We start from the raw sequence: 11,837 nt of genomic DNA, 5'->3' as shown, positions 1-11,837 counted from the left end.
ACGGCTTCAGGGAGGACGCGATGCCGACTTCACGCAGGACGCTGCTGAAGACCTCAGCGGCTGCCGCCGCTGCTTTCAGCTTCGATTGGACACGGGCGCAGGCGCAGGCCGAAACGGTGCGGATCGGCGTGATCTACGACCTGACCGGCCCGTTCGCCGCCGGCGGCTCGGTCGCCTCCTCGATCGGCACCCAGATCGCGATCGATCTCGTCAACGAGAAGGGCGGCGTCGGCGGCAAATACAAGATCGCGCCGGTCAATGTCGATTCCCAGAGCAAGCCCGATGTGGCGATCAACGAGGCCAATCGCCTGATCGACCAGGAGAAGGTCGACATCCTCAACGGCGTGTTCGCGAGCTCGCACGCCGTGCCGCTCGCCGCCAAGGTCGAGCAGCAGAAGCGCATCCTCTGGATCACGACGGCGGTTTCGACCGCGGTGTTCAAGGACAAGAACCTGCAATATGTGTTCCGCGCGCAGATTCATTCCGACCAATACGGCCAGGCGTTTGGCGGCTTCCTCGCCGAACACGCCAAGGCCAGGCTCGGCATGGAGCCGAAGGACGTCAAGGTCGCGCTGATCCATGAAGACGGCCCCTATGGCGTCGGCGTCGCCGCCGCCGACGAAACCTTCGCGAAAGAAGCCGGGCTGCAGGTCGTGCTCAAGGAAGGCTACTCGGCCTCGGCGCCCGACCTCTCGGTGCTGGTGACGAAGCTGAAGCGCGCCAAGGCCGACATCATCTCGCATGCCGGCTACAACCCCGACATCACGCTGTTCCTGCGCCAGGCGCGCGAGAGCGGGCTGAAGTTCAAGATGCTGTTCGGCGCCGGCGCCGGATACAGCCAGCTCGACAAGCTGCGCACGGCGTTCGGCGCCGACATCGACAATTTCTGCAACATCGACCCCGTTCCGGCGCAGCTGCTCGATCCGGCCAAGCTGGCGCCGGGGGTCGGCGACCTCACCAAGACCATGGTGGCGCGCTATCGCGACAAGACCAGCGCCACCGAAGTGCCGCCGCACTGCTCGATGGGTTTCAACCAGACCTGGGTCCTGCTCAACAACGTGCTGCCGGTCGCCAAGGAGAAATATGGCGGTTTCGATCCCGAGGCAATCCGCAAGGCGGCGCTCGACGTCGACATCCCGCCGGGCGGCACCATCCAGGGCTATGGTGTGAAATTCTATCCGCCTGGTACCCCGATGTCCGGCCAGAACGAGCGCTCCACCCCGGTCGTGATGCAGAACGCCGGCGAGCGCATCACCGTGGTGTGGCCGACCAACATCAGGACACAGGACCCGGTGTTTCCGCTGCCGAAGGGATCGGTGTACGGGGCGTAGGGGTCGATTGTTTACCGCGGCTTGTTGGGAACCATCCCCGTCATCCTGAGGTGCGGCCTCTTGGCCGCGTCTCGAAAGATCGACGGCCGCCAGCGGGGCCGCGCACCCTTCGAGGCTCGCTGCGCTCGCACCTCAGGATGACGGGTCTAGCATAGGCAAGTCTGGGACGAGAGTAGTCACGCAGCAACCAGCGCACCGCTCGTTACAACACCACCCGCCTGCCCTCATCCGCGGCCCAATAGCCAGCGTAATTCACCTTCGTCGTCTCATACGCCAGCGCCAAGTCGGCGAGCGGCGCGCGGCCGGTTGAGACGCATTCCATGAAATCCTGGATCTCCTGCAGATAACCGCGGGTCCATTCCTCCTCGAGACAGACATATTGCCAGCCGGTTTTGCGATCGACCTTCTCGGTGATGTAGACCGAGGCCAGCTTCTCCTCTGATGTCTGGTAGCTCGTCAGATGCGTGTTCGGCGTGATGTTGGCGAACAGCGAACCGCCGCTCGTGTAAGTCTCGATCAGGTTGCGCACGCCGCCCATGATCATGTCGCCGGAAAACACCGTTGCCTTGGTGCCGTCGGAGAAGGTCGCGGTCAGCGTGCCCCAATCCTCGACGTCGACCGGATTGGCCTTGATGAAGGCGCGCTCCTCGGGCTTGAGGCCGGCGGTGACATTGCCCACGTCGCAGGTAACGCTGGCAACATTGATGGTCTCGCCGCGGGCTTTCGCCTCGACCTGCTTGAGATAGAGCACGGCCGAGAGCGGATGGCAGCCCATCCGGATCAGCGACCCGCCGCCGGTCATCGCCCACTCTGCGGCGTGCGCGGCATGCGAGCCGGAATGGCTCTCCTCGCCCTTCATGAACAAGATCTTGTCGCGCGTGGCGCGGATGATCTCCGCGGTCTTGGTCACCGCCGGCGCGTAGATCCAGTCCTCGGCATACATGAACAGCTTGCCGCTGCGCTTGATCGCGGCGCGGGTCTTTTCCATCTCCTCCATCACGCGCTGATACATCAGCGCCTTCGCCACGTGCCTGCCGATCGGCGCCTTGTCGCCGGGCTGCCCGAAATAGCCGCTGAACGGTTTCTCGCAGATCACGTGCTTGCCGGCCTGCATCGTCTCCACGATCATCGCGGCGTGCAGGTTCGGCGGCGTGCAGATGTCGATGACGTCAAGCTCGCGGTCGGCAACCAACTCGGCAAAGCTGCGATAGGCGTTCGGGATTCCGTGCTTGCGGGCGAACTCATTCACATGATCGCCGCGCGCCGCGACCGCCCTCACCTCGACATCGACGCCGTAGACGCGCCGATAAGCATACATGTGCAGCTCAGACACGAAGCCGCAGCCGGCCAGACCGATCCTGATTTTTGTCATTTGATGTCTCCGCGGTTCAGGCTGATGCAGAGTAGCGCGCAGCCATCGCGGCGTCGAACGCATTTGCCATCGCGCCATGCGGCGGCGTCAATCCCGTGAACAGCTTGAACGCATCCGACGATGCGTTGATCGCGAGGTCGCGTCCGGTCAGCACATTTGCGCCCCTGGCTTTCGCCGCGGTCAGCAGCGGCGTCCAGAGCGGCGTGTAGACGGCGTCGGCGACCCACATCGAGGGACGCAGCAGCACATCCGGCACCGGCGTGTCGCGGCTTGGCAGCATGCCGACCGGCGTTGCGTTGACGAGGCCGGCGGCGCCGTCCACCGCGGCCGCGACGCTCGTGGCGCTGACAGCAAGGCGATCCGCCAACTGGGCCGCAAGCTGCGCGGCCTTGGCGGCATCGGCATCGAAAATCCGGAGCTCGGCGACGCCGAGACCAGCCAGCGCAAACGCGATCGCCTTGCCGACGCCACCGGCCCCGATCAGCGCGATCGGACCGCGCGGCGCGGTCGTCAGCAGCGGTTCGATCGCGCGCGCAAAGCCCGTCGCGTCGGTGTTGTGCCCGACGAGCCGTGCGCCATCGACGACGATGGTGTTGACCGCGCCGATCGCGCGCGCATCCGGCGCGAGGTCATCGAGCAGCTCGACGACCGCCTCCTTGTAGGGAAAGGTGACGTTGACGCCGACAAAGCCGAGCCGCCTGATGCCGTCGAGCATCGCGCGCAGATCGTCGCGCCCGGCGCCCTTGACCTCGATCAGCTGGTAGTGCGCGCGGATGCCCAGCGCTGCGGCCGCCTGCTCATGCATCGCAGGCGCCGCCGAATGCGCGATCGGATAGCCAATCAGGCCAGTCAGAAAACGGTCGCGCATTGTCCCTCACGTCAGTCGCGCTCAGCTCATGCGGTCGAGCCGAGCATAGCTGTCTTCCATGCCGTGCTCCATGCCGGTCGCGAGCATCGCCGCGCGCGCCCCGGCATCCGGCAGCGTCATCCGCAATGTCATGAGGGTGCCGGTGCCGTCGGGCGCGAACGTGGTCTCGACATGGTTATCGGGCGTCGGGTCGGGCAGATGCATGCGCCCGATATGCACGATGCGGCTGAACGGTTCGAGCGCGAGATATTCGCCGGTCTGATAGAAGCCGCGGCCCTTGCCGTCGCTCCATTCGAAACGGATCTTGCCGCCGGGCCGCGCTTCGCTGATGCAGACCGGCATGGTCCAGCCGTCGGGACCGAGCAGCCACTTCTGCAGCAGCTCCGGCTCGGTGTGCGCGCGATACACCGCCTCGGGCGGCGCAACGAAGCGCCTGATTACGACGACATGGCGGTCGCCTTCGGTGGTCAGTGTCAGCTTGCTCATGTGAACCCCTCACTTTTCAGGCTTCATCGGGGCCAGCACGCCGTCCAGCCGGTCGTAATTGGTTTCGAGCGCACGCCTGAGCATGCCGAGCCATTGATCGATCTCGGCGACTGCCGTCGGCGCCAGCCGGCACGGGCGCTTGGTGCCCTCGACCCGCTTCACGATCAGGCCCGCGCCCTCGAGCACTTTGAGATGGCGGGAGATCGCGGGCTGGGTCATCTCGAACGGCTCGACCAGCTCCATCACGGTCGCCTCGCCGAGAGCGAGCCGCGCCAGGATCGCCCGGCGGGTCGGATCGGCGAGCGCGGCGAAGGCGGCATCGAGGTTGGCCATGCTTGATCTCGTCTCCGTTATATAAATAATTTGTTATATAGCCAATTGTGCATAGTCAAATGAAATCCGCCGCGGGAATGCGCGCAACGGATTTGTCAGTCTTTTCAATGCTGGATTTGCGCGCCGGTGACAGCGCGCGACGGCAGGCGTCCCAGCCGGCTAGACGTCGAAGAACACCGTCTCGTTGTCGCCCTGCAGATGGACGTCGAGCGTGTAGACGCCGCCCGCATCGACCTTGCGCTTTGCAATCAGTGTCGCGCGGCGATCGGCGGGCACCAGCGCCAGCACGGAATCGGCGGCGTTGCCGGCCTCGTCGTCGAAATAGATCCGCGTGTAGAGATGCAGCAGCATGCCGCGCGCGAACACCGCGAGCGCGATGTGCGGCGCCTGCGGCTTGCCGTCGGCATCGGGCACCACGCCGGGCTTGATGGTATCGAAGGCGTAACCGCCGCTCTTGTCGGTGCCGCAGCGGCCAAAACCCTTGAAGGACGAATTGGGCAGCGCGCGCGCATCCTGCGGATCGGAGAAGCGGCCCTGGCTATCGGCCTGCCAGATCTCCAGCATGCAATCCGGGATCACGGCGCCGTCGCCGTCATAGACCTTGCCCTCGACCCGGATGCGCTCGCCCGAGACGTCGCCCGTCAAGAGGTTGCTGGTGAAGGCGTCGTTCCATTCGTATTCGCCGTTCGGCGTCAGGCCGTATTTGAAATAGGGACCGACCGTCTGCGAGGGCGTGATTCCATCAGGACGCGGGTTCGACACGTTACTTGGTCTCCATCGGCGTGGCGTTGCGGCCGCGCAGCACGATATCGAAGCGGTAGCACAGCGCCCATTCCGGCTTGGTGTTGTCGAGATCGAACGAAGAGATCATCCGCGCCCGCGCCTTCGCATCGGTCACCGAGTTGAAGATCGGATCGAACGGGAACAAGGGATCGCCGGGGAAATACATCTGCGTGACCAGACGCGAGACGAAGGAATGCCCGAACACCGAGAAGTGGATATGCGCCGGCCGCCAGGCGTTGTGGTGATTGCCCCAGGGATAGGCGCCGGGCTTGATGGTGATGAACTTGTAATAGCCCTTGGCATCGGATTGCGTCCGCCCGGCGCCGGTGAAATTCGGATCGAGCGGCGCCGGATGCTGGTCGACGACATGGATGTAGCGGCCGCAGGCATTGGCCTGCCACAACTCGACCAGCGTGTTCGGCACGCCGTGGCCGTCCTCGTCGAGCACATAGCCGTGCACGATGATGCGTTCGCCGAGCGGCTCGCCCTTCGCCTGGATGGTGAGATCATTGTCGTGCTCGCGCACGGTCTCATGACCGTAGACCGGCCCGGTCAGCTCCGAGAGCGTGTGCCGCATCGGGATCAGCGGCTTTTGCGGCGAACGCTTCACGGTGGAGCGATAATCCGGCGACAGTCGCGCCGGATGGGCCGCAAGCGATTGCAGCGGGTACAACAAGGTCATGGCGAATTCCTCCGCGGCCCACGCGCCCCGTGAGCTCACATCAGATCATTATAATGCATAACCAAATTGGGGAAGGGCTGTTTTCAGCTCTCCCAAGCCATTGGATTAGTTCAGCTTTTCGATCGCGACCGCGACGCCCTGGCCGACCCCGACACACATAGTTGCCAAGGCAAGCTTCCCGCCCCGCTTCTCCATGCCGTGCACGGCGGTCAACACCAGCCGCGCGCCGCTCATGCCGAGCGGATGGCCGAGCGCGATCGCGCCGCCATGCGGATTGACGAAATCGGCATCTTCCTGGACGCCGAGCTGACGCAGGACGGCGATGCCCTGCGAAGCGAAGGCTTCGTTGAGCTCGATCAGGTCGAAGTCCGACACCTTGATGCCGAGACGCTCGACGAGCTTCCTCGTCGCCGGCACCGGGCCGATGCCCATGATGCGCGGCGGCACTGCGGCCGAGGCGAGGCCGAGGATTTTTGCGCGCGGGGTCAGGCCGTGCTTCTTCACCGCAGCTTCGGAAGCGAGGATCATCGCGGCGGCGCCGTCATTGACGCCGGACGCGTTGCCTGCGGTGACCGTGCCCGGATTGCGCACGATCGGCTTCAGCTTGGCGAGACCTTCGAGCGTGGTTTCGGGACGCGGATGCTCGTCCTTGTCGACGGTGATGGGGCCGGCCTTGCCGCCGGGCACCTGGACCGGCACGATCTCCTCGGCGAAATAGCCCGACGCGATCGCCGCGCCCGCGCGCTGCTGCGAACGGATCGCCATCGCGTCCTGATCGGCGCGCGACACCTGGAATTCCTCGGCAACGTTCTCGCCGGTCTCCGGCATCGCATCGACGCCGTACTGCGCCTTCATCAAGGGATTGATGAAGCGCCAGCCGATCGTGGTGTCGTAGATTTCGGCGGAGCGCGCGAAGGCTTCCGGCGCCTTGCCCATCACGAACGGCGCGCGCGTCATCGATTCGACGCCGCCCGCGATCGCAAAATCGATCTCGCCGGCGCGGATGGCGCGGCCCGCGGCACCGACCGCATCGAGGCCGGAGGCGCAGAGCCGGTTCAGGGTCTGGCCGGGAACCGACTCCGGCATGCCGGCGAGCAGCAGCGCCATGCGCGCGACGTTGCGGTTGTCCTCGCCGGCCTGGTTGGCGCAACCGAAATAGACCTCGTCGACCTGATTCCAGTCGAGCGTCGGATGCTTGGCCATCAGCGCCTTGATCGGGGCCGCGGCGAGATCGTCGGCGCGCACCTTGGCGAGCGAACCGCCGAAACGGCCGATCGGGGTCCGGACGGCATCGCAAATGAACACATCACGCATTGAATCTCTCCCTGAATGCCGCGACTTAGGCGCCGGATCGGCTGGAACTTGAGGTGGGTTTTAGGAGCGTGCCCGCGGCAGGTCAATTGACCGGGACGCGCGTCAAGCGCGCATTGCCGTGATGTCTTGTCATATCTTAGGCCGTGGAGAGGGTGGAAAACCCGGCTCTCGCGGATAGGAGCGCACGACGAAATTTTGTAGTTTCCGCTTCCTCATGACCATCCAGCAACCCATTCCCGCTCCGCCCGAGCCCGCTCCCGCCGCCGAGGCGTCGTCGCGCGTCACGCCGATGATGGAACAGTATCTTGAAATAAAGGCCGCCCATCCCGGCCTGTTGCTGTTCTACCGGATGGGCGATTTCTACGAACTGTTCTTCGAGGACGCCGAGATCGCCTCGAAGACGCTCGGCATCGTGCTGACCAAGCGCGGCAAGCATCAGGGCATGGACATCCCGATGTGCGGCGTGCCGGTCGAACGCTCCGAGGATTATCTCCACCGCCTGATCGGCGCCGGGCATCGCGTCGCGGTGTGCGAGCAGACCGAAAATCCCGCCGAGGCAAAAGCCCGCGGCAACAAGAGCGTGGTCCGCCGCGGCGTGGTCCGGCTGGTGACGCCGGGCACGCTGACCGAAGACACGCTGCTCGACGCCCGCACCAACAATTATCTGATCGCGATCGCGCGCGCCCGCGGCTCGGCCGGCGCCGACCGGCTCGGGCTTGCCTGGATCGACATCTCGACCTCCGAATTCATGGTGACGGAGTGTTCAACGGCGGAGCTCGCGGCGACGCTGGCGCGCATCAATCCGAACGAGGCGATCGTCACCGACGCGCTGTACAGCGACAACGAGCTTGCGCCGACCTTGCGCGAATTGCCGTCGGTGACGCCGCTGACCCGCGATGTGTTCGACGGCGCCACTGCCGAGCGGCGGCTGTGCGACTATTTCGCGGTCGCGACCATGGACGGCCTGTCCGCGATGTCGCGGCTGGAGGCGACCGCTGCGGCCGCCGCCGTCACCTATATCGACCGCACCCAGGTCGGCAAGCGTCCGCCGCTGTCACCGCCGGCGCGCGAGGCGGCCGGCACCACGATGGCGATCGATCCGGCGACCCGCGCCAATCTCGAACTGACGCGGACGCTGGCCGGCGAGCGCCGCGGTTCGCTGCTCGATGCGATCGACTGCACCGTGACCGCAGCGGGCTCGCGGCTCCTGGCGCAGCGCCTCGCCGCGCCGCTCACCGATGTGGCTGTCATCGCGCGGCGGCTCGACGCCGTCACGGCCTTCGTTGCGGATTCGGCGGCGCGCGAAGACATCAGGACCGTGCTGCGCGCGGCGCCCGACATGTCGCGCGCGCTGGCGCGGCTCTCGGTCGGCCGCGGCGGCCCGCGTGATCTCGCGAGCCTGCGCGACGGCATCCTTGCCGCCGACCAGGCGCTGGATCTGCTCGCGCAACTTGCCAATCCGCCGGCCGAGGTGTCGGCCGTGATGGCGGCGTTGCAGCGCCCGTCGCGCGATCTGGCGCAGGAATTTTCCCGCGCGCTCTCCGAACAACTTCCGCTGATCAAGCGCGACGGCGGCTTCGTCCGCGAGGGCTATGAGGCCGCGCTCGACGAGAGCCGCAATTTGCGCGACGCCTCGCGCCTCGTCGTCGCCGCGATGCAGGCGCGCTATGCCGAGGACACCGGCATCAAGACGCTGAAGATCCGGCACAACAATGTGCTCGGCTATTTCGTCGAGGTCACCGCACAGCACGGCGACAAGCTGTTCGCGCCGCCGCTCAATGCGACCTTCATCCATCGCCAGACGCTGGCCGGGCAGGTTCGTTTCACCACCTCGGAGCTCGGCGAGACCGAGGCGAAGATCGCCAATGCCGGCGAGCGTGCGCTCAATCTCGAGCTCGAAATCTTCGAGCGCCTGAGCGCGATGGCGCTCGCCGCCAGCGACGATCTGCGCAACGCCGCGCACGCCTTTGCGATGCTCGACGTCGCGACCGCCTTGGCCAAGCTTGCGATCGACGACAATTACGTGCGGCCCGACGTCGACGGCTCGCTCGGCTTTGCGATCGAGGGCGGCCGCCATCCCGTGGTCGAGCAGGCGCTGAAGCGCGACGGCCAGCCGTTCATCGCCAATGCCTGCGATTTGTCGCCGGCGCCGGGACAGAAATCCGGCCAGCTCTGGCTGATCACCGGCCCGAACATGGCCGGCAAATCGACCTTCCTGCGCCAGAACGCGCTAATCGCGCTGTTGGCGCAGATCGGCTCCTACGTGCCGGCGTCGCGGGCGCGGCTCGGCATCGTCGACCGGCTGTTCTCGCGCGTCGGCGCCGCCGACGATCTGGCGCGCGGACGCTCGACCTTCATGGTCGAGATGGTCGAGACCGCCGTGATCCTGAACCAGGCCAGCGAACGGTCGCTCGTCATCCTCGACGAGATCGGCCGCGGCACTGCGACCTTCGACGGCCTGTCGATCGCCTGGGCCGCGATCGAGCACCTGCATGAGAGCAACCGCTGCCGCACCCTCTTTGCCACCCACTACCACGAGCTGACGGCGCTCTCGGCCAAACTACCGCGGATGTTCAACGCCACGGTGCGGGTCAAGGAATGGCAGGGCGACGTCGTGTTCCTGCACGAGGTGCTGCCGGGCTCGGCCGATCGCTCGTACGGCATCCAGGTCGCAAAACTCGCCGGCCTGCCGCCCGCCGTGATCACCCGCGCCAAATCGGTGCTGGCCAAACTCGAGGCCCAGGACCGCGGCCAGACCGCGCGCGCCTTGGTCGACGATTTGCCGCTGTTCGCAGTCCCCTCGCGCGCCGCCGCCGAGGACAAGCCGCCAAGCGAGACCGATCTGCTGGTCGAAGCCGTGAAGGCGCTACATCCCGACGAGATGTCGCCGCGCGAGGCGCTGGATGCGCTCTATGCGCTGCGGGCGAAGCTGCCGAAGTAGTAGCCTCGTAGCCCGGATGCTGCGAAGCGAAATCCGGGAACGCTCTCTCCGTCGCACGACCGCCCCGGATTGCGCTGCGCTTCATCCAGGCTACGGATCACCCCTTCTCCTTCCCCCTGAAAGGGGGAAGGTCGGGATGGGGGTCAGCCGCAGACGACGCTGTTTGCGGAGAGAGCAGATCCCCACCCGCTTTGCTCTGCGAGCAAAGCGACCTCCCCTTTTCAAGGGGAGGTTAAGACGCACCATACGCTTTCGACGTTCTCCCGCTCTTCCTCCGCCCGATCTGCCACAGCACCAGATTCCAGACGATGCAGGTGGCGAGCGCGCAGCTCAGCCCGATCGGCGAGCCGAATTGCGCCACCGCGACATGCAGCACGGCGACGCCGAGGCCGAAGCCCATCAGGCCCCAGGCGCTGTTGGCGAGCACGGCGGCGGTGGCAGGTCCGCCAATGCGCGGATGCAGGATCAGCATCATCGAGGAGAACACGATCGGGAACAGCGCCATCACGCCGGTGACGCGCGGGCCGACCCAGCTAGACGCCGTGACCACGGTGCCGACCAGGCTCGCGACCAGCGCGGCGCGCAGCGGAATGTCGTACCAGCGCCGCGCGATCAGCGGCATCTTGGCGACGTGGCGATAGGGCCTGAGCAGCGGAATGCAGATCGCAAAGGTGACCGCGTTGACGAGCAGTCCGCCGGCGAGCGACCAGCCGAACTGGCGGATGATGGTGGCGAGCACCAGCCACACCGCGATCGCAGACCCCGCGCTGATCCACATGCTGCGGCGCTGCGCCAGCACGGCGTAGGTCAGGCCCATATAGATCGTGGCCGCATTGACCGGCAGGCTCGCCAGCGCGCCCTCGGCGATGAAGGCGGCATCATGATCGAGCGCGAGGAAGGTGTAGGACGGCCCGGCCGAGATCGGCAATGTCGCGATCAGCGCGCCGATCACCGGCCCCGAGCGTTCCGTGATGATGGATGCGCTGACCACGAACGCGGCCGCAACCGCCATGCGCAACACGAGGATCAGGACGAAGTGGAGTTCGGGGGACATCGAATGTCGTCCCGGCGAAGGCCGGGACCCATAACCACGACTATTCGTGGGGAGCGAAAGCCATCGGGCAGCGGGGCTTGAATCGAGAAGACACGGCGTATGGGTCCCGGCCTTCGCCGGGACGACACCGGTGAAAGCCGCTACACCCGCTGCATCGACACCGAAACCTTCGGGCCGTTCTTGATGGTCTGATAGACCACGCAATAGCGCTCGGTGAGCTTCAGCAGCAGATCGAGCTTGTCCTGCGGCGCGTCGGTGCCGATCTCGAAGCGGAGGCGGATTTCGCGGAAGCCGACCGGGGTCTCCTTGTCGACGCCGAGCGTGCCGCGGAAGTCGAGATCGCCCTCGGCGAACACATTGCCGACTTTCAGCGGCACCTCGACGGCGGTCGCGACCGATTTCAAGGTGACGCCGGCGCAGGCGACCAACGCCTCCAAGAGCATGTCGCCGGAGCAGAGCTCGAGCCCGGAGCCGCCGGTGGCGGGATGCAGGCCGGCGACCGCGAGCGCGCGGCCGGTCTCGACCTTGCAGGAGATGCTCTCATTGTCGATCGAGCCTTTGGCCTTCAGCGTGATCACGGCGGCCTGGGGGTCGGTCTTGTAGCGCTCCTTGATCGGAGCCTGCATTGCGCGGAGTTCGGCGGAGTCCATGGTTCTGCTCCCGGCTGTTCTTC

General features: G+C 66.0%; 11 protein-coding genes. 2 read left to right on the top strand and 9 right to left on the bottom strand.

What is annotated here, in order from left to right; translation table 11 throughout:
• The first annotated feature begins 20 nt into the window (after positions 1 to 20).
• The gene (locus HAP48_RS17355) at positions 21 to 1,331 is read left to right on the top strand and encodes an ABC transporter substrate-binding protein (protein ID WP_029079521.1); all 1,311 of its coding nucleotides are present in this window, start codon (positions 21 to 23) and stop codon (positions 1,329 to 1,331) included.
• Between the two features lie 202 nt (positions 1,332 to 1,533).
• Here the strand turns inward: HAP48_RS17355 and HAP48_RS17350 are convergent, their stop codons facing one another.
• The 7 genes from HAP48_RS17350 to pcaF form a co-directional block, all read right to left on the bottom strand.
• Entirely contained in the window at positions 1,534 to 2,703 is a 1,170-nt protein-coding gene (locus tag HAP48_RS17350) for a Gfo/Idh/MocA family protein (protein ID WP_166212258.1), read from the bottom strand.
• Positions 2,704 to 2,719: 16 nt separating this feature from the next.
• Positions 2,720 to 3,571, bottom strand: coding sequence for a shikimate dehydrogenase (locus HAP48_RS17345; RefSeq protein WP_166212261.1), 852 nt, complete (start codon positions 3,569 to 3,571; stop codon positions 2,720 to 2,722).
• Positions 3,572 to 3,592: 21 nt separating this feature from the next.
• Positions 3,593 to 4,057 (bottom strand): SRPBCC domain-containing protein, encoded by a 465-nt coding sequence (locus tag HAP48_RS17340; RefSeq protein ID WP_166212264.1) that lies wholly within the window; start codon positions 4,055 to 4,057, stop codon positions 3,593 to 3,595.
• A 9-nt stretch (positions 4,058 to 4,066) separates the two neighbouring features.
• Positions 4,067 to 4,390: an ArsR/SmtB family transcription factor gene (locus tag HAP48_RS17335; RefSeq protein WP_166212267.1), complete on the bottom strand. Its 324-nt coding sequence runs from the start codon at positions 4,388 to 4,390 to the stop codon at positions 4,067 to 4,069.
• Positions 4,391 to 4,549: 159 nt separating this feature from the next.
• Positions 4,550 to 5,152, bottom strand: a complete 603-nt coding sequence (gene pcaG / locus HAP48_RS17330) for a protocatechuate 3,4-dioxygenase subunit alpha (RefSeq protein ID WP_166212270.1) — start codon at positions 5,150 to 5,152, stop codon at positions 4,550 to 4,552.
• 1 nt (position 5,153) lies between these two features.
• A complete protein-coding gene (gene pcaH / locus HAP48_RS17325) occupies positions 5,154 to 5,855 on the bottom strand; it encodes a protocatechuate 3,4-dioxygenase subunit beta (protein ID WP_166212273.1) in 702 nt (233 codons plus the stop codon).
• Between the two features lie 105 nt (positions 5,856 to 5,960).
• On the bottom strand, positions 5,961 to 7,169 hold the full coding sequence (gene pcaF / locus HAP48_RS17320; protein ID WP_166212276.1) for a 3-oxoadipyl-CoA thiolase: 1,209 nt from the start codon (positions 7,167 to 7,169) through the stop codon (positions 5,961 to 5,963).
• 214 nt (positions 7,170 to 7,383) lie between these two features.
• On the opposite strand from pcaF, the gene mutS reads away from it, so the two are divergent.
• The gene (gene mutS, locus HAP48_RS17315) at positions 7,384 to 10,110 is read left to right on the top strand and encodes a DNA mismatch repair protein MutS (RefSeq protein ID WP_166212279.1); all 2,727 of its coding nucleotides are present in this window, start codon (positions 7,384 to 7,386) and stop codon (positions 10,108 to 10,110) included.
• 232 nt (positions 10,111 to 10,342) lie between these two features.
• Here mutS and HAP48_RS17310 read toward each other — a convergent pair whose 3' ends face one another.
• Both HAP48_RS17310 and HAP48_RS17305 read right to left on the bottom strand, forming a co-directional pair.
• Positions 10,343 to 11,164 carry a hypothetical protein gene (locus tag HAP48_RS17310; RefSeq protein WP_166212282.1) on the bottom strand — a complete coding sequence of 274 codons (822 nt, stop codon included), beginning with the start codon at positions 11,162 to 11,164 and terminating at the stop codon, positions 10,343 to 10,345.
• Positions 11,165 to 11,304: 140 nt separating this feature from the next.
• Complete coding sequence (locus tag HAP48_RS17305; RefSeq protein WP_166212285.1) at positions 11,305 to 11,814, bottom strand: OsmC family protein; 510 nt, start codon at positions 11,812 to 11,814, stop codon at positions 11,305 to 11,307.
• Between the last annotated feature and the right edge of the window lie 23 nt (positions 11,815 to 11,837).

This window comes from Bradyrhizobium septentrionale (genome assembly GCF_011516645.4).
GTDB lineage: Bacteria > Pseudomonadota > Alphaproteobacteria > Rhizobiales > Xanthobacteraceae > Bradyrhizobium > Bradyrhizobium septentrionale.
The sequence above is the reverse complement of the archived record's forward strand: the minus strand, read 5'-3'. Positions and strand labels throughout refer to the sequence as shown.